This is a genomic window from Agrobacterium sp. D14 (assembly GCF_001526505.1).
In the GTDB taxonomy this organism is placed as follows: domain Bacteria; phylum Pseudomonadota; class Alphaproteobacteria; order Rhizobiales; family Rhizobiaceae; genus Agrobacterium; species Agrobacterium leguminum.
The window spans coordinates 13,395-35,891 of the sequence record NZ_ASXX01000005.1; the positions used below are offsets into that span (position 1 = coordinate 13,395).

Genomic DNA, 22,497 nt, shown 5'->3' on the forward strand with positions numbered 1-22,497 from the left:
GGTGAAGCCTCACCCACCATTCTTCACCGTCGCCACAAACGCCTTCCGCACCGCCTTCGCCAGCCGCTTCACCTCCCCCTCCAGTGTGGGAATATCAGGGCAATCCCCCGCCCGGCAAACGAGATCGGTGAGGCCCGCCGGCGCCTCCTTCGGGTTGAAGGCGCCATCGATGCACAGCCGCACGATCTGCGATATTTCGGTGTAGAGCGCCATCGCCGCCATGTAGTCATCAAAGGCCTGCGGCTCCATCACCGGGGCCGCGAGCGCCTGCAGCGCCTCGGCCGTGTTGCGCCCCGGTTCATGCGCGGCAAGCCCCTTCACCGGCCCCACCAGCGCCAGATATTGGGCGATGAATTCAAGGTCGATCAGCCCGCCATTGATGAGCTTGAAGTCCCAGTTGTTTTCCGGTGGCTTCTCCTGCTCGATCAGGCTGCGCATCTCCAGCACATCGGTGGAGACCTTGGCCACGTCACGTTTCTGGGAAAGGATGGAGGCGATGATGCGCCGCGCATCTTCCATCAGCGAAGCATCGCCGCAGATCAGGCGGGCGCGGGAGAGCGCCATGTGCTCCCAGGTCCAGGCTTCCTCGCGCTGGTATTTCTCGAAGGCGGAAATGCGCGTCGCCACCGGGCCCTTGTTGCCGGAGGGGCGAAGCCGCATGTCCACCTCGTAAAGCACGCCCTCTGCCGTCGGTGCGGAAAGCGCCGCAATCAGCCTTTGCGTGACGCGGGTGAAGTAACGCACGACATCGAGCGGCTTTGCGCCGGTCGATTCATGCGCGGCATCGTCATAATCGTAAAGCAGGATAAGATCGACATCCGAACCGGCCGTCAGCTCGAAGGAGCCAAGCTTGCCCATGCCCATGACAGCCACGCGCCCGCCGGGATAGAGCCCATGCGCCGCTTCCATTTCCGAAAGAACCGCATTCAGCGCCGCCTCGATCACCAGATCGGCAAGATGGGTGAAGGCTCGGGCAGCGACCTCGCCGCGGATTGCGCCGGTCAGCAGCCGAACGCCGATGAGGAAGCGCTGTTCGGCAGCGAAAATGCGAAGCCGGTCGAGAATATCCTCATAATGCCGGGCATTGGAGAGAAAGCTTCCCATGCGGTGGGCGAGATAATCGCGCGTCGGCACGTCGCTCATCAATGCCGGGTCCAGCATGCCGTCGAAGACATGCGGACGGGCGGCGATGATTTCGGCAAGGCGCGGTGCGGACGACATGATCGTCACCAGCAAATCAAGCAGCGCCGGGTTGTTGCCAAGCAGCGAAAAGAGCTGGATGCCGGCCGGCAGGCCGGAGAGGAAATTGTCGAAACGCAGCAGCGCCTCATCGGCCCGCTTGCTTTCACCGAAGGCCCTGAGCAGGTCAGGCGTCAGCTCCGTCAGCCGTTCGCGCGCCTCCACCGATTGCGTCGCCCGGTAACGGCCATTGTGCCAGGTGCGGATGACGCGGGAAATATCCTCCGGCCGCTCGAAGCCGAGGGAGGAGAGCGTCTTTAACGTATCGGGATCGTCCTTCTGGCCGGTGAAGACCAGATTGCCGGCCTCGCCTGACAGCTTCACCTCCTGCTCGAACAGCGCCGAATAACGGCGCTCCACCAGCCGCAGCACCTGTTCCAGCTTTTCCGAAAAGGCCTTGGTGTCCTCAAAACCGAGCATGAAGGCGATGCGCTTCAGTTCGGCTTCGGTGTCGGGCAGCACATGGGTCTGCTCGTCGCGCACCATCTGGATGCGGTGCTCCACCTCACGCAGGAACCAATAGGCGTCCGTCAGGCTGTCACGCGTTTCGGCGTCGATCCATTTCGCGTCGGTCAGCGCCGCAAGCGCCTCCTGCGTTGCGCGCACCCGAAGCGCCGGCATGCGGCCGCCGGCGATCAACTGCTGGGTCTGCGCGAAGAACTCGATCTCGCGGATGCCGCCGCGCCCAAGCTTGACATTGTGGCCCTTCACCGCAATCGCGCCATGGCCCTTATGGGCGTGGATCTGCCGCTTGATGGAATGAATATCGGCAATCGCCGCATAATCGAGATATTTGCGGAAGATGAAGGGCGTCAGTTCGCGCAGGAAATTCTCACCCGCCTTGATATCGCCCGCCACCGGCCGCGCCTTGATATAGGCGGCGCGCTCCCAGTTCTGCCCCCTGCCCTCATAATAAAGCAGCGCCGCCTCCACGGGAATGGCGAGCGGTGTCGAGCCGGGATCGGGGCGCAGCCTAAGATCGGTGCGGAAGACGTAACCATCGGCCGTGCGCTCCTGCATGATGCGGACCAGACGGCGCATCATGCGGCCGAAATTCTCCGTCGCATCATAGGGATCGTCCATGATGCCGGCTGAGGGTTCGAAGAACACCACGGCGTCGATATCGGAAGAATAGTTCAGTTCGCGCGCGCCGAGCTTGCCCATGCCGAGCACGATCAGGCCCGACCCGTCGCTCGGAGCTGCGACATTCTTCAGTTTCAGCTTGCCGCTCTCATGGGCGGCGAGCAGCAGGTGATCGATGGCGGCGGAAAGCGATGCATCCGCCATGTCGCTCAGCCAGCGTGTCGTATCGCGCGCGGTGAAGATGCGCGCCAGATCGGCAAGTGCCGCGATGAAAGAGAGCCGCCGCTTGGCTACCCTCAGCCGCGACATCACCTCGTTTTCGCTCGGCACCCCGCCCTCTTCGCCCGGCTTCCAGCAATCGCGCGCCTCATGGACGAGATCCGCCAGCAGCGGCTCGAGCGGTTTCGACATCGCCAGCGACAAAAGCCCCTCATCCGCAGACGCCATGTCACGCAGATAGGGGGACAGCGTGAAAGCCGCGGCGATAAATTCCTTCAGCGGGCTTTCCCCGGCAAGCAGCGCGGCCACCGCCGGCTCGCTTTTGCCGATATCCTTCAGCGTCGAAAGAACGGATTTCAGTTCCGTCTGCGTATAGGGGCGGATCACGCCCGGCAGAACCTCGCTCAGCCGCCTTTCGGCGGTTTCCCGTTTCGTCACTGTGTCTCTCCCTCTTCCGACTATCCTCTCGCCGCTCCCCGACATGCGGCTTTCAGGACCGGATGCGCCGCACCCGAAACGTCCCTGCCGCCACACCTCTTAGAATCCTCCCGGCGCATGCATCTGGCGTTGTAACAAATGCAGGCCGCTTTGCGATCATAAAACCGCCGATGGCGATGTTTTCCAAAGCGCCGTACCCCGTAATGTCTCCGCAATTGTGCCCGCGTAGCGTCAGCCTCAACGAAACCCGACTCCCCGGTTTTCCAACGCTCGGTGTTGCTACGGATATGATCATGAAACAGATTTTTACAGTGAAATTGCAAAAGAACCTGCGCGCGATGGCCCTTTGCCTGACGACGCTGCCCATGGCGCAGGCCGTCTGCACCCCCGTTTTTGCCGCCGATATCGACAAATCGGACCGGGTGGCCGATCCGCAGGGCAATTTCGACAATGCCCGCTACAGCAGTTCCAGCGACTGGAAGATCACGCTCGGTGTCGGTGCTGCCTACGCCCCGAAATATGAGGGTTCGGACAAGCTGGAAGCAGGCGCCGTGCCGCTGGTTTCCATCGAGTATGGAGATACGCTGAGCATCGATTTCAGCGGCGTCACCGTCAACCTGCTGAACCACAACGGCTTCAGGCTGGGTGTGAAGGGCGGCTGGGACGCCGGGCGCAAGGAAAAGGACGACAGGAAAAACCTGCGCGGAATGGGCGATATCAAGGCGGCCGGCGTGGTCGGCGGCGTTATCGCCTATGGCGTGGACCCCTTCGAAATCTACGCCAAGGTGGACAAGACCATCGACGGCAGCGAAGGCCTGACCGCGACCATCGGCGCCAGCGTCTCGCACAAGGTCGATCAGTTCATCCTGGGCGCCGACCTCTCCGCCACCTGGGCGGACGACAAGCACATGAAATCCTATTTCGGCGTCACCCCGGCCCAGTCCGCCCGCTCGGGCCTGCGCCGCTTCGACGCGAAATCGGGCTTCAAGCGCATCGACGCCAGCGCCTCCGTCACTTACCTCCTCACCGAGAACTGGTCGATCACCGGTGCGGGCGGCGTCGGCTTCCTGCTGGGCGATGCCAAGGACAGCCCCCTGTCGAAGAAGGATATTCAGCCGTTTGCGATGGTGGGCGTGGCTTACACGTTCTGAACCGCGAGCAGGAGAACCGCGCGGCCACGGATGCGCGCTCCGGCACGTCCCCAATGAGGAAAGGCGTCCCTGCCCTCACGCCTCCTCACCCGGTGAAGCGCCGCAAGGCGTTTCACCGGGGCCGCGATGCTTAGAGTATCCTGTCCCGGTACTCCGGCGGCGCCACCCAGCATTCTTCGCGTTTTCCGAACCAGCGGTAGCGATTGCGGGCGACAAAGCGATAGACGGGATCGCGCAGGAATGCGGGAACGATGCGCAATATGGTGACCAGCCGCCAGGGTAGGCCCAGCGCTTCATATATGCTCAGCACGGCATCGCTGTCCTGCCGCACCCTGCCGCCCTCCACGACCAGCATGCTGACCGGATCTTTCGGGTCCATGCCGCAGCGTCGGTAAATTTCCGCGCCGATATCGCCTTGCATGGATGCCAGGCGGAAATGTCCGGCCCTGTCATGCCGCAGCACGAATTGCGCATTCACGGAGCACAGCACACATTCCGCATCGAACAGAATGATCGGGCCGTGCCCGTCGTCGGTCAAGGGAACCGTAGCTGCCACCCGTCACACATCCTTTCGTCCATCGCACGCGATTTCCGAACAGAGCCATTGCCGTCAATCAATCGGACTATTCTTCAGATCATCTTGCAATACAATCTTGAAAAACAGTCATTTTCCGGATGGCGAAGACTTTGCGCACAAATCCCGGTGATCCGCCGGACCTCGTCGGCATGGATATCGCTGACAGCGCGAGGAAGTGGTGTTTACGCCTTCGAGACGGGAAACACCATCGAAACGGTCAGCCCCGGGCAGGCGGCATTCGTGGCATCCGTGTCCGACAGCATCAGCGATCCGCCATGCAGCTCCATCACGGCCTCCACCAGCGACAGGCCGAGCCCGGTTCCGGGTTTCGAGCGGCTTTCATCCAGCCTGACGAAGCGTTTCAGCACCTCGCCGCGTTTGTCGGCGGGAATGCCGGGGCCGTGATCGGCGACGGAGAGCACGATGGCCTCCGGCTCCCTTGCCAGACGCACAACGAGCTTTTTGTCGCCTTCGCCCTCGCAGGCATATTTCATGGCGTTGTCGATGAGGTTGGAGAGCGCCTGACCGATCAGCTCGCGGTTGCCCTTTACCGACAGGTCAGCCTCTATTTCGGCCTCCAGCACAAGCCCGGCATCCTCGGCCACCGGCTCGTAGAGTTCGGCGCTGTCGGCGGCAATCGCCGAGACGTCCACATCGGTCATTTCGGCGGCGATCGAACCTGCCTCGACGCGGGAAATCATCAGAAGCGCGTTGAAGGTGCGGATAAGCTGGTCGGATTCGGCGATGATGCCTTCAAGCGCTGCGCGCCGTTTCGTCTCGTCATTGTCGTCAAGCGCTGCGGCCGCCTTGTTGCGCAGCCGCGTCAGCGGCGTCTTCAGATCATGGGCGATATTGTCGGAGACCTGCCGCAGGCCTTCATTCAGCTTTTCGATGCGGCCGAGCATGGCGTTGAGCGAGCCGGACAGGCGGTCGAATTCATCGTCGGAGCGGCCCTGCGGCAAGCGCTGAGAAAGGTCGCCCGCCATGATCTTCTTGGTCGCCGCCGACATGCGGTCGATGCGTTTCAGCGCGTTGCGGCCGATGCCGAACCAGATGAGCAGCGCGCCGCCGCCCATGATGGCGAGCGCCACCATCAGCGCGTTGCGCACCAGTGCCCGGAACTTGGTGGGTTCGCCGAGGTCGCGCCCGATCAGGATGCGCAGGCCATTATCCAGCATGAAGACATTGGCGGTGGCCAGATGCTGCACGCTGTCGCCGCTTTCGGAGTAACGCTCGTAACGGAAAGGAAAACCGGTCCAGCCTTCCTTGTCGAAAACGCCCGGCTGTACCGAAGCGACGTTGCCGGCAAGGATTTCGCCATTCGGCCCGGCGATGACGTAAAGGCTCGCCCCCGGCTGGCGGGCGCGGCGTTCCATCATCCGCAGCAGCGGGTTGATGCCGCCGCGATTATAAATGCGCTGCACATCCGAGACTTCCTGAAGCACGGCATCGCGCGTCTGCTGGTTCAGCAGCCTTTCGGAAAGGGCGGTGACATAGAAGACCAGGAAGGCGGCGCAGAGCGCAAACAGCAGAATATAGAGCGCCGAAAGGCGCACCGCTGTCGACCGGAACACTATTCTGAGGCGGGCCATTTTCGCCAATCAGCCCTCGTCCTTCATCATGTAACCGGCGCCGCGAATGGTCTTCAGCAGCGGCTTTTCGAAGTCCTTCTCGATCTTGGAACGCAGGCGGGACACATGCACATCGATGACATTGGTCTGCGGGTCGAAATGATAGTCCCAGACATTTTCGAGAAGCATGGTGCGGGTCACGACCTGACCGGCATTCTTCATCAGATATTCGAGCAGCCGGAATTCGCGCGGCTGCAGCAGGATTTCCTTGCCGTTGCGGCGGACATCGTGGGAGAGCCGGTCGAGTTCGAGATCGCCGACCCGGTAGATCATGTCCTGCTCGGGCTTGCCCTTGCGGCGGCCCAGCACCTCGATACGGGCGAGCAGTTCGGAAAAGGCATAGGGTTTCGGCAGATAATCGTCGCCGCCGGCGCGCAGGCCGGTGACGCGGTCATCCACCTGCCCCAGCGCGGAAAGGATCAGAACCGGCGTCTCGATACCGCGGCGGCGCAGCTCGCTGATGACGGAAAGTCCGTCGCGGCGCGGCAACATGCGGTCGATCACCATCACGTCGTAAGCGTTCTCGCAACCCATAAACAGGCCGCTCTCACCGTCACTCGCATGGTCGGCGACGATCCCGGCTTCGCGGAACGCCTTGGTCATATAGGCCGCAGCCTCGAGGTCGTCTTCAATGACAAGAATCTTCATGTGCGGGACAATAGCGCCCTCGCCCTTTTCCGCACAACCGGAAACAGATGCGACAGACATTTCCTGAACCTTGTTTTCCATGAGGTTTCCTCCGAAGACCTGGTCTCTGGCGTTATCTGGCTTCTAGACGGGGCGACCGCCTATGGAGCGAGTGGTTACCGCTTGTTTCTTCTCCCCGCCGGGGAGAAGGTCGCGGCAGCGGGATGAGGGGGCAAGGCCAGAGATTTACCGAGAGGTTCCCCCCTCATCCGACCCTTCGGGCCACCTTCTCCCCGGCGGGGAGAAGAAACGGGCCGCAACGCCCTGCCATACTCAACCGCCCCATCTCAAGAGCGCGATGCGACGCCGGCTCCCGAAAGAACCGGCATCGCCATTCGAGTTATCAACCCTGGTCGATATCCAGAGCGATGAAGCGGCTGCCATCATCCGTCTGGATCTGGAACAGCGCCTTGGAGCGTCCGTCCTTCTTGGCCTGCTCGAGAATCTTCTCGATATCGGCGGCGGAAGCGACCTGCTGGTTGTTCACCGAGGTGATCTTCTCACCCGTCTTCAGGCCACGGGCAGCGGCATCGCTGTCGGGGTCGACATCGGTGATGGCAAGGCCGTTGCCGTCATCGGCGGGCGAAACCGTCAGGCCGAGGCTGGACAGGACCTTCTCGCTGGAAGACTGGTCGCCCTTGTCGTCGTTCTGGGTCGGCGTCGCCTTGGAGGCGTCGTCGCTTGTAAGATCACCCAGCGTCACTGTGACCGACTGCGACTTGCCACCGCGCCACAGCGAGATTTCAACCTTGGCGTTGGGCGCCATGCCACCGATGCGGCGCGACAGGTCGCGGGCATCCTTGACGGGCTCGCCATTGACGGCGGTGATGATGTCACCCTGCTTGATGCCGGCCTTGTCGCCCGGCGAGCCGGACTGCGGCGAAACGACGAGCGCGCCGCTTGCTTCAGCGAGGCCAAGCGATTCGGCGATATCCTTGCTGACCGGCTGGATCTGCACGCCGAGCCAGCCGCGTTCGACCTTGCCGTCCTTCTGCAGATCGGCAATCACGTCCTTGGCGACGGATGCCGGAATGGCGAAGGCGATGCCGACATTGCCGCCCGACGGCGAGAAGATGGCGGTATTGATGCCGACCACTTCGCCATTGAGGTTGAAGGCCGGGCCACCCGAGTTGCCACGGTTCACGGCGGCGTCGATCTGCAGGTAATCATCATAGGGGCCGGAGCCGATATCGCGGCCGCGGGCCGAAATAATGCCTGATGTCACCGTGCCGCCGAGGCCGAAGGGGTTACCGACGGCGACGACCCAGTCACCGACGCGGATCTTGCTGTCATCGGCAAACTTCACATAGGTGAACTTGCGGTTCACATCGACCTTCAGGAGCGCAAGATCGGTGCGCGGATCACGGCCGACGAGCTTGGCCTCGAGTTCGGTACCGTCGTTCATGACGATCGTATAGGCGGAGCCGTCATCGACGACATGGTTGTTGGTGACGATGTAACCGTCTTCGGAGATGAAGAAGCCGGAGCCCTGAGCGACGGGACGAAGCGGACCCTTGCCGTCACGGTGGCGATTCGGACCACGCTCGGAGCGATCCTGGTTCGGACCACCGAATTCCTTGAAGAAGCGCTTCAGCGGATGGTCATCAGGCAGCTGGTCGAGGCCACGGCCGCCAAAATTGAAGGAGAAATTGCTGGAGTCGTCGGAAGCGGGCTGCACGTTCGACTGTACGCGAACGGAGACGACGGCGGGCGATACCGCATCGACCACATTGGCGAAGCTTGGAACCTGCGGCGCATTCACCTCGACGGGGGCGGCAAACGAATGGAGGATCGGGGCGGCGATGCCGGTGGAAAGCATCAGCGCCGCAAGGCCGCCAACGGTCGTGGCCTTCAGAGCCGTCTTCAGCGAGGCCATCTTCAGCGAGGAATGGCCGTTTTGCGAATGAGACATGGTGTACCTTCTTTCTTCATTCAGACTGGGCCCCGTTTGACCGGGGGAGAAGCGGTGGATGATGAAGATATAGGAGGCGACACCTTACGGCGAAGTGTCTGACGAATGAAAAATCCGTAATGTTGAAAAAGAACCGGGGACGGAAATGGAAACCGGTTATTTTTCAATGAGATTGCGGATTCGCTCTTCTTCGTCCGCGCTCAGTTTCTGTGGCTGTTCCTGGCTTGCGCGGCGGCGGGAAAACACGAAGACGGCGAAAATTCCCGCAAGGGTGAGGCCGATCGGCGCGCCCCACAAAAGCACGGTGCGAAGGCTGAGGCGCGGTTTCAGGAGCACGAACTCGCCGTAGCGCGACACGACGTAATCGATAACGGCCTTGTCGCTGTCGCCTTGAACCAGCCGCTCGCGCACCAGGACCCGCAGATCGCGCGCCAGTTCGGCATTGCTGTCGTCGATCGACTGGTTCTGGCAGACCATGCAGCGCAGTTGAGACGTGAGATTGCGGGCGCGCTGTTCCAGCACCGGGTCTTTGAGGACTTCGTCGGGGTTGAACGCGAAGGCTGGAGAGGCCGCAGCGAAGATGAGGGTGAGAAGAAGCCCGAGCGCTACCACAAACTCCCTCATTCCGCCGCCTCCGGCATTGCAGCCCGCACCGGCTTCGCCTTGCGATTCGGCGCACCGACCCGCAAACGCCTGTCCGAGAGCGAGATGAAACCGCCCGCCATCATGAACAGCGTGCCGCCCCAGATGCACAGGATGAAGGGTTTCCACCAGATGCGCACCACCATGCCGCCATCGGTCATGGGATCGCCGAGCGAGACATAAAGCTGGCTGAGGCCGAAGGTCAGGATGCCGGCTTCCGTCGTCGGCATGCGCCGCGCGGTATAGAGCCGCTTGGAGGACCACACATCGGCCACTTCGACACCCGCCTTGCGGATGGTGAAATGGCCGCGATCCTCGGTGAAATTCGGACCGACGGCGTGGCGGATGCCGTCGAAGGTGAGGCTGTAGCCGCCCGCTTCCGCCACCATGCCCTCCTTCATCTCCAGCACCGTTTCCGTCTCGAAAGTGGTGACAATGACGATGCCGAGCACGGTGATGCCGAGCCCCATATGCGCCAATGCCGTGCCGAAGGCCGAACGCGGCAGGCCTTTGAGGCGGCGAAATGCGATGCCGAAGGCCAGCTTGCCGAAATTGGCGCGATACCAGAGATCGGCAAGCGCCCCGAAGATCAGCCAGAAGCCCGCAGCGATGCCGAGTGCGGCCAGCACCGGACCGCCATTTTCGATGTACCAGAGCGTCAGACCCGCGAGAGCCGCAAGCGCCGCGGCCACATAAAGCCGCTGGAATGCGCCGAGCAGATCGCCGCGCTTCCAGGCGAGCATCGGGCCAAAGGGCGTGACGATCAGGATCGGGATCATCAGGAGGCCGAAGGTGAGGTTGAAGAAGGGCGCGCCGACCGAGATTTTTTCGCCCGTCAGGGTTTCGAGAATGAGCGGGTAAAGCGTGCCGATCAGCACGGTTGCCGTGGACACCGTGAGGATGAGGTTGTTGAGAACCAGCGATCCCTCACGCGAAATCGGCGCAAACAGCCCCCCGGCCTTCAGCGAGGGAGCGCGCCATGCAAAGAGCGCGAAGGCGCCGCCGATGAAGACCGTCAGAATGCCAAGAATGAAGATGCCGCGGCTCGGATCGGTGGCAAAGGCATGCACGGAGGTCAAAACGCCGGAGCGGACAAGGAAGGTGCCGAGCAGCGACAGCGAAAAGGTCATGATCGCCAGAAGCACGGTCCAGATTTTCAGCGCCTCGCGCTTTTCCATGACAAGCGCCGAATGAAGCAGCGCGGTTCCGGCAAGCCAGGGCATGAAGGAGGCGTTTTCCACCGGATCCCAGAACCACCAGCCGCCCCAGCCGAGTTCATAATAGGCCCAGTAGGAACCCATGGAAATGCCGGCGGTCAGGAAGGTCCATGCGGCGAGTGTCCACGGCCTCACCCATCGCGCCCAGGCGGCATCGATGCGCCCTTCCAGCAGCGCTGCGACGGCGAAGGAAAAGCAGACGGAAAAGCCGACATAACCGAGATAAAGCAGCGGCGGATGGATGGCGAGGCCGAAATCCTGAAGGATCGGATTGAGGTCCTGCCCCTCGGCCGGCACCGGCTCCAGCCGCAGGAAGGGATTGGAGGTGAGCAGGATGAACAGCAGGAAGGCGACCGAAATCCATGCCTGCACCGCAAGAACATTGGCTTTCAGCGTTTCCGGCAGGTTGCGGCCGAAGGCGGCGACGAGCGCGCTGAAAAACACCAGAATGAGCAGCCACAGCAGCATGGAGCCTTCATGGTTGCCCCACACACCGGTCAGCTTGTAGATCATCGGCATCAGCGAATGGGAATTTTCCCAGACGTTGCGCACGGAAAAATCCGAGACGGCATAGGCCCGCGTCAGCGCCGCAAAGGAAAAACCAACGAGCAGGAACATCATGACGGAGCCGAGCGAGGCGACATCCATCAGCGCCCGGTCGTTGCGGCGCGCGCCGATAACCGGCAGCGTGGAAACGATCAGCCCCACCCCAAGCGCCAGCACCAGAACGTAATGGCCGATCTCGTTGATCATTTGGTTGCTCCGGTCTTGTCGGGCGACGTCGCACTGGCCGACGGCGTCGCGGCGGCGGGTTCCTCACCCTCTCCGCCATGCTGCCACAGGCCCTTGTCCTTCAGCCGGTCTGCCACTTCTTTCGGCATGTAGTTCTCATCGTGCTTGGCCAGCACGCTGTCGGCCACGAAGCCGTGGGTCGCGGCGTCGAACATGCCTTCGGTCACCACGCCCTGCCCTTCGCGAAAGAGATCGGGCAGAATGCCGGTATAGCTGACCGGCACATTGGCCTCGCCATCCGTCACCGTAAAGCTCACCGTGCGGCCCTCGCCGCGCTTGATCGAGCCTTCCGCCACCAGCCCGCCAAGGCGGATGCGGGTGCCGGGGTTGACGGGCGTCTTCTCCAGATCGGCCGGCATGTAAAAATATGCAATCGACTGGCCAAAGGCGAACATGACGAGCAGCACGGCTGCAACGATGAAGCTCATGCCGCCGCCGATGATCGCGAGACGTTTCTGTTTGCGGGTCATTGCGTCACTCCCTGCGGCGCAGCATCCTGTTGCCCGTTCGTACGGATCGGCCCGGCGGAAACGCCAAGTTCCTTCGCCAGCGCCAGAAGCTGCCTGCCCTGTTCACCCTCCGGCGGGAAAGCCTTCAGCCCCGCCCGCAGGGCCTCTCCAGCCTTGGCTTCGTTCTTCAGCACCGAATAGGCGCGTACAAGCCGCATCCAGCCTTCAAAATCGGCGGGGTTTTCCTTGAGCTTGGCATCGAGGCTCGACACCATGCCTTCGATCATCGCCTGCCGGTCGGAAGCCGTCATGTCGTTGGCCGCCGCCATATCCTGCGCCGTCGGGCCGGGTGCGGCGGGGGGCGCCGCGCCGCCGGTGCGGGCGATATGCTCTTGAACCAGCGGCAGCCACGGCGCGCCGGCCGGCGCATCGGCCGCCAGCGCTGCAAAGGCCGCGCGTGCTTCCTCCGCCTTGCCAGCCTGCTCCAGCGAAAGCGCCAGATAGAAGCGGGCGCGCGGATTACCAGGTTTCAACTGTTCGGCCTGCGCAAACGCATCGCGCGCGGCCTCTATGACGATGCCGTCATTGCCGGCAACCAGCGTTTCGCCAAGGCCCGTCAATCGTTCGGCGCTCGGGCCCAGAATACGAAGCGCATTGCGATAGGCAAGCTCGGCATCGCCAAGCCGCAATGTCTTGAAATAGATCGGCGCGAGAATGTCCCAGCCCGCGCCGTCATCCGGGTTCTGCGCCAGATGCCTTTCGGCCCGTGCGACCAGCAGGTTCATGTCGTTACCGGGCTTTTCAAGACGTGCCTCGAGCGGCATGTCCGGCACCTCCGGACTGCCGTTCCAGATGTAAAGACAGAGGCCGAGTGCGGGCAAGAGAATGGTGATGAGGCTGGCGGCGAGATTGTGCCGCAGCGGGCGCGCCTCTCTGCCGGGCTGCTCTTCCGTCTCGGCGGCAGCGAGAAGCCGGCGGCCGATTTCGGCGCGGGCATAATCCGCTTCGGTTTGCCCGATCAGGCCGGCGGCGCGTTCGCGGTCCAGCTCGGCCAGCTGGTCGCGATAAACGGCAACCTCACCGTCGCGGCGCGTCTCGGGCGCCTCGGTCTTCCGCATCAGCGGGTACATCAGGACGATGGCAACAGCCGCCGTCAATATCGCAACGACAATCCAGAACATAAGGCTCAATTACTCGAATGCGCGGCACATGGAAACATGAAGCGCGGGGATGACGCGAATTTGAGACATCACGCCGCACCGCAGGCCATCTCCCGGCTGCACCGCTATGCCTCTTCTTGTCATCGCAAAAGGCCCGTGACCTTGATTTACGTCAAACTGGTTACGTCAGCGGCGACCAGCTTCCATCGGCATTGCGGCAGGCTGCACCGCGCGCCCTGGTTTCCCGTCCGTCGACCGTCAAGGTATGCGAATATTGCCGGCAATTCTGATTGCCGACCTGATAGGGCGCATTGGCGACCACCTGGCCCTTGGCGTCATCGCCCGTCCAGGTGACAGGCGTGCCGACCGGGGCTGTTTCCAGCGCCTTATATTCGGCTTCCAGCGCCTTGGTCTGGTCACCCCTGTCAAGCTCAACGCCGCTTCGCCCGACAATGCCGCCTTCCAGATTGGCAAGAAAGGGCGTCGAGGGCTGCGCAGAGCGGCCAAACAGGCCGCCGCCCGCCGGGCGGGTGCCCGTAGTGGTGCAGGCGCTCAGCATCGATACGCACAGGATCGAGAGAAGTGCCGGGCGTGACACCAGCGAACGCATTGTCACGGAGCGGCAGCCATCATACACGTCAACCAAACCCTGTCCTCTTTCCTACCGCATTGCACCTAATATACCGGCATTGAATTTCTTGCCTTTTTTCTTGCCTCACGCAAGCTCTTTCGAAAGGCCCGGCAAAATCAGATCGGCTTTCAGGCCGCCGATGGCGCTGCGCGACAGCGAAAAGCGGCCATGGTACTCTGACACCACCTCGGAAACGATCGACAATCCGAGACCCGTGCCCGGCCGGCTCTCGTCCAGCCGCCTGCCGCGCTTCATCGCTTCGCTGATCTGTCCCGGCTCCAGCCCCGGCCCGTCATCCTCGACAGTCAGCTCCACCCAGGAGCGACGGGCGATTTCGGCGTCGGACGATGGGTGCGTGCCGGTCGCAAGCGTGATGACCACGCGCGTCTGCGCAAAACGCGCGGCATTTTCCAGAAGATTGCCGACGACCTCCTCCAGATCCTGCTGCTCCATGCCAAGCACGGCGCCGGCCTGCTCGAAATTCAGGACAAACTGCTTGTCGGGGTTCAGGCGACGCATGACGCGCACCAGCCGTTCCAGTGCCGGTTCCGCTTCCACGCGGGCAAGGATAGAACCGCGCTGGGCGGCGATGCGGGCGCGGGAGAGATAGGATTGCACCTGCGCCTGCATGGCATCGGCCTGCGCCCGCACCAGATCGCCATGCTGCGGGTCCAGCGTGCGCGCTTCGTTGAGAAGAACGGCGATCGGCGTCTTCAGCGAATGCGCGAGGTTGCCCACCTGCATGCGGGCACGCTCCACGAGGCGGCGATTGCTGTCGATCAACGCATTGACCTCATTGGCCAACGGCTGGATTTCGCGCGGGAATTCACCTTCTAGGCTTTCCGCCTCCCCGCCCCTGATCTTGCCAAGCGCGACGCGAGCCTGATCGAGCGGCCGCAGACTGTAGAGAATGGCGAGGCCATTGACGACCAGACTGCCCACACCGAAAACGGCGAGCGCCAGATAAAGGCTGTTGGAGAAATCGCGCACATCGTCTTCCACGACGTTCAGATTGCCGGAGACACGGAAACGCGCCGCACGCCCCTCGCCATCCAGCACCACCTCCGTTTCCGCCACGCGCACCTGATTGCCCGCCTCGTCGGTGACGGCATAAAAGCGCTCATAGCGATTGTCGAAGGGCGCATCGAGAATGCTCGGCACCGGCAGGGTGGAGACGCCGAGCGACGATGACACCAGCGGCGCGGTCTGGAAATTGCCGAGCGGCTCGACAACCCAGTACCAGCCGGTATCGGGCTGCGAAAAACGCAAATCGCCGAGCTGCGGGCTGCCGGCCAGCGTGTTCTCGTTGGAAATCGTCACGGAATTGATGACGTTATAAAGCTGCGCCCTCAGAAGATCGGTGAAGCTGCGCTCCACCCCTTGCCGGTAAAGCGTCGAGATCACGACGGCGATCACCACCAGCGCCAGCACCGACCAGAGCGAGGCGAGCAGCAGAACGCGGGCGGTGAGGGAATTACTTCGCATCTGCCGGCGCTTGCATCCGGTAACCGAGACCGCGGATCGTCTCGATCAGATCAACCCCGAGCTTTTTGCGCAAACGGCCGACAAACACCTCGATGGTGTTGGAATCGCGGTCGAAATCCTGATCGTACATATGTTCGACCAGCTCCGTGCGCGAGACGACCTCGCCCATGTGGTGCATCAGATAGGACAGGAGCCGGAATTCGTGCGAGGTGAGCTTCAGCGTCGTGCCGTTGACGGTCGCCTTGGAAGACTTGGTGTCGAGCCGGACCGGTCCGCACACCAGTTCGGAAGAAGCATGGCCGGCGGCGCGGCGGATGAGCGCGCGCACGCGGGCAAGCACTTCTTCGACATGGAAAGGCTTGGTGACGTAATCGTCGGCGCCGGCATCGATGCCGGCGACCTTGTCGCTCCAGCGGTCGCGGGCGGTGAGGATGAGCACCGGCATGGCCTTGCCGGCCGCACGCCATTTTTCAACGACGGTGATGCCGTCGAGCTGCGGCAGGCCGATATCGAGGACGATGGCGTCATAGGGCTCGGTATCGCCGAGATAATGGCCTTCCTCGCCGTCGAACGCCTGATCGACGACATAACCGGCTTCTTTCAGCGCATCGGTCAGCTGACGATTGAGATTGGCATCGTCCTCAACAACGAGAATACGCATTGTCCGCCCTTTCCTGTATCCCGGCCCGCAGGCGCGTCGCCGGTCATGCTAAATGTGTCGGATTGTTTTCCGATATTTCGGCGATGCGGGCAAGCTACATCGGCACGCGCATCGTCACCTTGCGCGGGCGCTCGCCATTGCCCTGGACGAGAACGGTGACGACACAGGACTGACCGTCACCGGAAGGATAGACCGAAAGCAGCTGACCGCCGGTTTCGCGCACGACGCGGGCGACGGCTGCGCCGCAATCGCTCGCCGCCAGAATGTAATGGCCCTGCAGATCAGCCTCGGGCGCCGTGAAACCGGAAAGCCCGGCTGCAAGCGTCGCGATGATGAGAGGTGATGCCATTCTACAAACTTCCAAAAAACCGGGTGCGTCTCGAACCGTATTCTGACCGAATATGTAGCGCAAAGCGTCTGAATGGCAAATGAATGCCGCCCCCGCCGCATGGGCGCAAGACGGGAACGGCGTCGTCGCGGGCGCTGTCAGCGAATGGCGCTGGTCGCCGAAAGACGGCCGTAAAGTGCGACCAGACCACCGATTCCGCCCGCAACCGTCACCAGCCCGTCCGCAAGTTCTCCTTGCAGACCGGCGGGCAGATCGAGGCCGGCGATGCTGAAAAGCGGTGCGAAAACCGCAACCAGGGCGCCCCAGATCGTGCGCGATTGATACCATGCTTTGGTACTGTCCATAGTCTCGTCCTTTGCGTTGTTTTTCAGGCACATGTCAGATCGGGAGGGTGGCCTCAGCCACCGCGCCCGAGGGCACCGCGCGGCCGAACATTCGGACACGCACGGAAATGTGATCCCGCAATGCCGGGAAATCTGTGAGTTCGTCCGCGGCGGGGTAAAACCAGAAGGGTTGTGAAACCTCCGCCATGCGCCGTACGGTCTCGCCGTCCAGCACCTCGATGCGATAAAGCTCGAAGGGCTCGTCCAGCGGGATGTCGCTCGCATCCCAGCCATCGGCCTCCACCCGGCCCCGGCGTTTCCACCTGATGAAAACGCCGTCGCCGCGCCGCTCGGCGGCAAGATGCACCGGCGCAAGCGGTGTCAGCGCCCGCAGGCCGCCCTCGAAGGCAAAAGGACCGCTCGGCACGCCCGCCACTCCGGCGGCTTCCGCGATCCAGTTCAGGCGTCGCCCGCGCTCGCTCGCAGCAAGACCGAGCGGCTGTACCGCCGCATCCAGAACCACCACCGGAGCACCTTTCGGCGCGCCTGCGGCGAGCGCGTCTTCCGTGCCGGCGAGCCCCCGCAGGAGAGAGGAGAGCCGCCAGCGTGCGGGTGCGATTTCCTCGGCCTTTGCGAAGGCGACGATTTCCCACACACCGCTCGCCGCCCTGACGGCGAGACGGTTCTCGCCGTTCAGCACCGAAAGCTCCCCGGCCGACGATACCTCGCCGAAGGGCAGATCGACGACAACGGTGTTTTTGCGGTCGAAGCGGCCGGAAGGGCCCGATGTCAGCGGCATTGCCAGCGCGCCGATCATCGCCGGACGGTCCAGCAGCACGCGCTGCCGGTAACCTTCCCTGCCCGGCGACGCGGAAATGATGATTGGCCGCCAGGGCTTTGCAAGCGCCGCAATCCGCGCCGAATCCTCCGGCGCAGTGCCGTCATGGTAGGGCAGATCGAGAAACAGCACCTCGGGCGCGAAACCTTCGGCTCCGCTTGCGCCGCTGCTGCGCCGTTCCTCCGCGCTGCCGACAAAGACCGGAAAGGCAGCGGAAAAGGCCCGCGCCTCCACCTGCCGCACCGTACCGTCCTCGATCCGGCTGACCAGAAACCGCCCTGCCGGCGCCTGCGGAAAGGTCCCTTCCGGCAGGCGGATACAATCACCCGGTTCAAGCGCGATATCGCAAGGCGGCAGAGCAAAGCGCAGGCTGCGCCGCGCCTGCCGGTTGTCGCGCAACAACGCCTCGACGGCGGCTTCCGCCGTTTCCGCAGGCAGGGCAGCGTTGAGATCGAGCCGCATCAACCGGCTGCCGGCATTGTCGATGCGGCGGGACCGTACACTTGCCTGCTCGTAATCCAGCGCCGGGTTGAAAGACGTCAGCACGGCTTCAGCGGCGAAATCGCTGTCATGGCCGCGATTTTCCGACCAGAGCGGCTCGTCTTCCAGATCGGCCAGCACGGCAATATCCCGGACCGGCAAGACCGCCGTGTTGCGGGAGCGGAAGCGCAGGGTTCCGCCATCTTCCGTCACATCCACCTGAAACGCCGCCATCAGCGGCTCCAAGAGGTTGCGGGCCGAGGTCACGTCGCCCTGCACATAACCTCCCAGATCGCCGCTGACGGCGGAAACGTCGAAGTCTGAAAAGCCGTGATCGGTGAGGATGGCGGCGATGGCATCGGCGAGCGTTGCCGTGCCCAGCCTCCCGTTCAGCCAGTGGCCGGTGCGCCAGTTGCCGCCATCGCTCCAAGCCGCGCCATTCTGCGGAAAGGCAGGGAAAGGCCGTGCATCCCAGGTCCACAGATAGACCCGGTTTGCATCGACCATCGCCGCATCGCCCTTTCCCCAATGGTCGAGATGCGCCTCCAGAAACCGTCGCTGCTGGCTGTCGGCGCGGTTGCGGCGGGAAAAATAGGGAAAGGCGTTTTCCGCCGATTTCGGATCGGGAAAGACATTGGGGCGCGTCGCACTCTTGTCCACCGCCGGGCAGCCGAATTCGGTGAACCAGATGGGCTTCGAGCGCGGCGCCCATGCCGTCGGCGTTGTTTTCTCCACACCCCGCACCCGGTCGTAGTGAAGGTTTCCCCACCAGTTGCGCAAGTCCTTGTAACGGAACACCCACGGCTTGCCCTTCAGCCCGTCGGTAATCGGCGTGCGCGTGCGCGCGGCGCGGTCCGCATCGCTGGCATAATACCAGTCGAAACCCTCTCCCGCCGTCATGGCGCGGCGGAAGGCGCTCACATCGTCCGGGCCGGTCATGCCGTCCGGATTGCCGTTTGCGGCATCCCCGTCACGCCAGTCGGAAAGCGGCATGTAGTTGTCGATGCCGATGGCGTCGATATTCGGGCTCGCCCAGAGCGGATCGAGATGGAAGAACACGTCGCCCGAACCGTCCGCCGGCTGGTGACCAAAATATTCGCTCCAGTCCGCCGCATAGGTGAGCTTCACCGCCGGCCCCAATATCGCCCGCACATCGCCCGCCAGCCGCAGCAATTCCCCGACAAAGGGAAAGGCGTCGTTCTGGTCCCTGAGCGCGGTCAGCCCGCGCAGCTCCGAGCCGATCAGGAAAGCATCCACTCCCCCCACCTGGGCCGCCCGGGCCGCCAGCGCCGCATAGTGCAGCACCATGCGGCGATAGCCTTCGTCACGGTTGCAGAAGGCGGAAACCTGCGCCCGTGCACCCGCGCTGCGATCCGCAGAGCCGGCCCTGCCGGGTGCGGGAAGCAGGTGATGCGTCCGCGCCATGCATAGGCGTCCTGCTCGCTTTTGCCATAGGGGTCCGGCAGACCATTGCCGATGGGAACATCCATCATCACGAAGGGGTAAAGGCACACCCGAAGGCCCCGCGCCCTGAGATCGGCTATCGCCTGCAACACGCTCTCGTCGTTCGGCGTGCCGCCATAGGCCGGGCCGCCGCCATGATGGCTGACAGGATGTGCCTCATCCCGCGAAAGGCCGGCGACGGACCATCGCGTGGTTTCCCCATCCCGGCCGGCCACTTCCACGCCCGGCAGAATGCGGCATTCCCCCGCCCGCATATCCGTGCCGAACCAACTCACCACCAGCGCCACGCTCTCAAGATTGGGGCACAGATCCAGCAACTCGTCGATCGCAGCACCCCAGTCGGTCGAAGCGGTCAGGCCGTTGCGGTTCATGATGCGGCTTTGGCCGATCCCCGTCCTTTCGGAAACCTGCGCGGTGGCGTAACCGTGCTCCGTTGCCCCCGGAATGACGGTGATGGCGCGGATGGATTTTTCCAGCCGGCCGACCAGCCGCACCACTTCGAACTGCATGAGCGGAATGCGGTTGCCGAAGCCGTCGAGCGGCAGGCGTTCGAACACCACATAGGCCAGTCCGCGAAAGGCCGGCGCATTACCCGCCCCCTGCTTCGCCTCGATCAGGGGATCGGGCAATTGCGTCTCGCTGCCGGGATAAAAGCGCATCTCCACGGCACTCAGGTCCAGCTCCCGCCCATCGGCCCAGACGCGCCGCACCCTTGCCGCCTCGCCTTCGCAAAGACCGATGGCGATGTTGGCAAAATACCGAAAGGTTTCGACCTTCGGGCCGCGATTGCCCTTGCCGCCACGCCGCTCCACCTCCACGCTTTCTTCGAAACGCGTCGCCCAGATCAGCGTGCCGCCGATCCGTGCTGCGCCGTAAAGCCGGTTGATCGCCGCTCCCTCATCCGCCCCCGGAATGCGCGCCGTCGAGAGCCGCGCGCCCGTTACCGTCCGCCCGTTCGAAAGCAGCGTGCGGTCGATGGCATTGCCCGCCAGCGCCCCGGCCGCCCGGCCGATTACTGCGCCCAAAGGACCGAAAATGCCGCCGAGTGCCGCGCCCGCCGCCTGAAAAACGATTGTCGCCATGCTTGCCTCGAAAAATTCAGGGATCGGGAAAACGGAAGACGCCGGCAATGCGCCGCCGCCAGCCCGGCACCAGCGCCGAACGCACCACCGCCGCCTGTTCATAGGCGTGGATGAAATGCTGCGGACCGGCCAGAATGCCCAGATGCTTGGCCGCCGCATCGGCCCGCCAGCGGAATAGCAGCAGGTCCCCCGGCCTTGCCTCTTCCATGCCCGCCACCGCCGGAAAATGGCGTTTTGCCGCCGCCATCAGCCGGTCCTCGCCGCCGCGTTCGGCCCAATCGGGCGCATAGGGTGGCGGCAATTCCGGTTCGTGGCCGTAAAGGTCCCGCCAGATGCCACGAATGAGGCCGAGGCAATCGCAGCCGACACTCTTCAAAGAGGCCTGATGCCGATAGGGCGTGCCGATCCAGCTTTCGGCGAGCGCCAGCACTCTTTCGCCGGTATCGCTCATGAAAACAGCGCCCCGCCGTCATGGCTCTCGCCGCCCGCCGCATAGGAATAGGCGAAATCCGCCCCTGGCAGATGCGGAAAGCCCCGGAAATTCAGATGATTGGCGAATTTTGCCCGGCAGGTGGAAAAACTCTTGTCGCAGCCGGCGGTGACGGAAAACGTATCTCCCGGCGAAGGCGTCTGTTCCGGCGGCAGCCAGAAGGACAGAAGCATCCCGCCGTCACGCCGCTCCTGCCCGTCGAGATCGAACCCCTTGCCGGCGAGCGGACCGGTCAGAAAACGCAGCTTTCCCCGGCTGAAAAAACCATCGGCAAAGGCATCGAGCCCGGAGACGATCAGGCCGCCCGAGGCGTCCACCGCCGCGACGCTGCCATGCCCGGTAAAGCGGGCCAGATCGACACCGCAACGCCTGTCGCCAAGGGCGGCGTCGCAGCGCCGCCCATAGACCCTGCCCTGCGGCTGGCCGAGGCGATGCGCAAGGCTGCGCAGCTCGGCGCGAAACGCCCCGCCTGCCCGCGTCACCTCGCCAATCTCGCGCCTGTTCAGCAGCACATGCTGGTCAGGCGCCTGCCAGTTGACGAGGAAAAGCTCCACCCTCGCCCCATCGAAACGCCCGGCGGCCAGATCGCCCTCCGCAATCGCCTCGCTCGAAAAACCGCCGGCCACCTCCCCGGCGCCTGCACCCAGCCCCGTTTCGCCGTCGCTATCGCTGGCCGAAAAGCCGCTGGCGGCAAGGTAGGACGTGCCGGCAAACGATATCGTCTCGTCATGATCGGTAAAACCGATCACCGCACCGTCCTTCAGTGTCACCTTCCAGCAATGGCATGTGGTCGTCGCATCTTGCCCGAGATGCCCGGCAAGGGCGGTGGGAATGGTTTTCATGGCAGGATTTCCATCAGTGGAATGGAGGGAATGCGGCCCGCCTCGAAAGCAGTCAGGTTCACGTCGATACGGTCGATCCCAAAGCGGACCGGCACGTCGAATTCGAAACCGGCGCGGATCGCGGCGCCGGCGGGCGGCACCCGCCCCGCACGGAACACGATCATGCCGGTTACATGATCGACCGCCACATCAGCCGCTTCGACCTTCACCCCCTCGACCGAAACCATGATCGAGCCTTCGACCGGTTTCTCGATCCGCCGGGAGAACGCGCCGCCCGCATCGGCATAGGTCTTCAGCAACTGAAAACGGGCCGTCATCCCGTCGCCAGTGCCGATCCTCTGATCGGTCGCGGCGGGCGTCTCCCCCGGTGGGCAGGATTTGAAATCCACCGGGTCGCGAAAACGAAAGCCGTAAAGTTCGCCGCGCCGCGCCTCGAAAAAGGCGAGCACCTCATAAAGATCGGCGACGGAGCGGATACCGGATCCGGCGTCATAGCTACGTCTGGCGTTCCTCCAGCGCTGGTTGCGGCTTTCGCGGCCATTGGACAGGTTGACGATATCCGTCCGCCGCACCGGCCCGCCGCTGACGCCGAGTGCGAGCCGCAGCGGAAACCGCACTTCATGAAATGCCGCCATGTCGTTGTTCCTGGATTCTT

General features: G+C 63.3%; 18 protein-coding genes and 1 pseudogene. 1 reads left to right on the plus strand and 18 read right to left on the minus strand.

Translation table 11 applies throughout. The annotated features are described in order from the left end of the window. Nucleotides 1-9 precede the first annotated feature (9 nt). The gene (locus tag L901_RS04135) at nt 10-2,979 is read right to left on the minus strand and encodes a bifunctional [glutamine synthetase] adenylyltransferase/[glutamine synthetase]-adenylyl-L-tyrosine phosphorylase (protein ID WP_082710462.1); all 2,970 of its coding nucleotides are present in this window, start codon (nt 2,977-2,979) and stop codon (nt 10-12) included. Nucleotides 2,980-3,266: 287 nt separating this feature from the next. Between L901_RS04135 and L901_RS04140 the strand changes: the two genes are divergently transcribed. Then, a complete protein-coding gene (locus L901_RS04140) occupies nt 3,267-4,130 on the plus strand; it encodes a MipA/OmpV family protein (RefSeq protein ID WP_059753774.1) in 864 nt (287 codons plus the stop codon). A 130-nt stretch (nt 4,131-4,260) separates the two neighbouring features. Here the strand turns inward: L901_RS04140 and L901_RS04145 are convergent, their stop codons facing one another. The 17 genes and pseudogenes from L901_RS04145 to L901_RS04225 all read right to left on the minus strand — a co-directional run bounded on the left by L901_RS04145 (nt 4,261) and on the right by L901_RS04225 (nt 22,477). Then, complete coding sequence (locus tag L901_RS04145; RefSeq protein WP_059753776.1) at nt 4,261-4,686, minus strand: thiol-disulfide oxidoreductase DCC family protein; 426 nt, start codon at nt 4,684-4,686, stop codon at nt 4,261-4,263. Between the two features lie 203 nt (nt 4,687-4,889). Further along, nucleotides 4,890-6,299, minus strand: coding sequence for a HAMP domain-containing sensor histidine kinase (locus L901_RS04150; RefSeq protein ID WP_059753779.1), 1,410 nt, complete (start codon nt 6,297-6,299; stop codon nt 4,890-4,892). 9 nt (nt 6,300-6,308) lie between these two features. Beyond that, complete coding sequence (locus tag L901_RS04155) at nt 6,309-7,067, minus strand: response regulator transcription factor (RefSeq protein ID WP_031233368.1); 759 nt, start codon at nt 7,065-7,067, stop codon at nt 6,309-6,311. Between the two features lie 301 nt (nt 7,068-7,368). After that, nucleotides 7,369-8,937 carry a Do family serine endopeptidase gene (locus L901_RS04160; RefSeq protein WP_003509800.1) on the minus strand — a complete coding sequence of 523 codons (1,569 nt, stop codon included), beginning with the start codon at nt 8,935-8,937 and terminating at the stop codon, nt 7,369-7,371. Between the two features lie 156 nt (nt 8,938-9,093). After that, nucleotides 9,094-9,561: a cytochrome c-type biogenesis protein CcmH gene (locus L901_RS04165; protein ID WP_003509801.1), complete on the minus strand. Its 468-nt coding sequence runs from the start codon at nt 9,559-9,561 to the stop codon at nt 9,094-9,096. Continuing rightward, entirely contained in the window at nt 9,558-11,549 is a 1,992-nt protein-coding gene (locus L901_RS04170) for a heme lyase CcmF/NrfE family subunit (RefSeq protein ID WP_003509804.1), read from the minus strand. The genes L901_RS04165 and L901_RS04170 overlap by 4 nt, the downstream gene beginning before the upstream one ends. Next, the gene (ccmE, locus tag L901_RS04175; protein ID WP_020809581.1) at nt 11,546-12,058 is read right to left on the minus strand and encodes a cytochrome c maturation protein CcmE; all 513 of its coding nucleotides are present in this window, start codon (nt 12,056-12,058) and stop codon (nt 11,546-11,548) included. Before ccmE ends, L901_RS04170 begins: the two co-directional genes overlap by 4 nt. Beyond that, entirely contained in the window at nt 12,055-13,218 is a 1,164-nt protein-coding gene (gene ccmI / locus L901_RS04180) for a c-type cytochrome biogenesis protein CcmI (protein ID WP_059753782.1), read from the minus strand. Before ccmI ends, ccmE begins: the two co-directional genes overlap by 4 nt. A 160-nt stretch (nt 13,219-13,378) precedes the next feature. After that, entirely contained in the window at nt 13,379-13,807 is a 429-nt protein-coding gene (locus L901_RS04185) for a membrane protein (protein ID WP_031233662.1), read from the minus strand. A gap of 105 nt (nt 13,808-13,912) precedes the next feature. Next, nucleotides 13,913-15,313: a HAMP domain-containing sensor histidine kinase gene (locus L901_RS04190; protein ID WP_059753784.1), complete on the minus strand. Its 1,401-nt coding sequence runs from the start codon at nt 15,311-15,313 to the stop codon at nt 13,913-13,915. Then, the gene (locus tag L901_RS04195) at nt 15,303-15,974 is read right to left on the minus strand and encodes a response regulator transcription factor (protein WP_003509815.1); all 672 of its coding nucleotides are present in this window, start codon (nt 15,972-15,974) and stop codon (nt 15,303-15,305) included. The genes L901_RS04190 and L901_RS04195 overlap by 11 nt, the downstream gene beginning before the upstream one ends. 94 nt (nt 15,975-16,068) lie before the next feature. Further along, entirely contained in the window at nt 16,069-16,323 is a 255-nt protein-coding gene (locus tag L901_RS04200; RefSeq protein ID WP_003497070.1) for a hypothetical protein, read from the minus strand. A gap of 137 nt (nt 16,324-16,460) precedes the next feature. Continuing rightward, the gene (locus tag L901_RS04205) at nt 16,461-16,667 is read right to left on the minus strand and encodes a hypothetical protein (protein ID WP_035262738.1); all 207 of its coding nucleotides are present in this window, start codon (nt 16,665-16,667) and stop codon (nt 16,461-16,463) included. 34 nt (nt 16,668-16,701) lie between these two features. Then, nucleotides 16,702-20,510, minus strand: a pseudogene (locus L901_RS04210) (glycoside hydrolase TIM-barrel-like domain-containing protein). A gap of 16 nt (nt 20,511-20,526) precedes the next feature. Then, complete coding sequence (locus L901_RS04215; protein ID WP_059753787.1) at nt 20,527-20,961, minus strand: NlpC/P60 family protein; 435 nt, start codon at nt 20,959-20,961, stop codon at nt 20,527-20,529. Beyond that, nucleotides 20,958-21,842, minus strand: coding sequence for a DUF2163 domain-containing protein (locus tag L901_RS04220; protein ID WP_059753790.1), 885 nt, complete (start codon nt 21,840-21,842; stop codon nt 20,958-20,960). The genes L901_RS04215 and L901_RS04220 overlap by 4 nt, the downstream gene beginning before the upstream one ends. Then, entirely contained in the window at nt 21,839-22,477 is a 639-nt protein-coding gene (locus L901_RS04225) for a TIGR02217 family protein (protein ID WP_059753792.1), read from the minus strand. The genes L901_RS04220 and L901_RS04225 overlap by 4 nt, the downstream gene beginning before the upstream one ends. Nucleotides 22,478-22,497 lie beyond the last annotated feature (20 nt).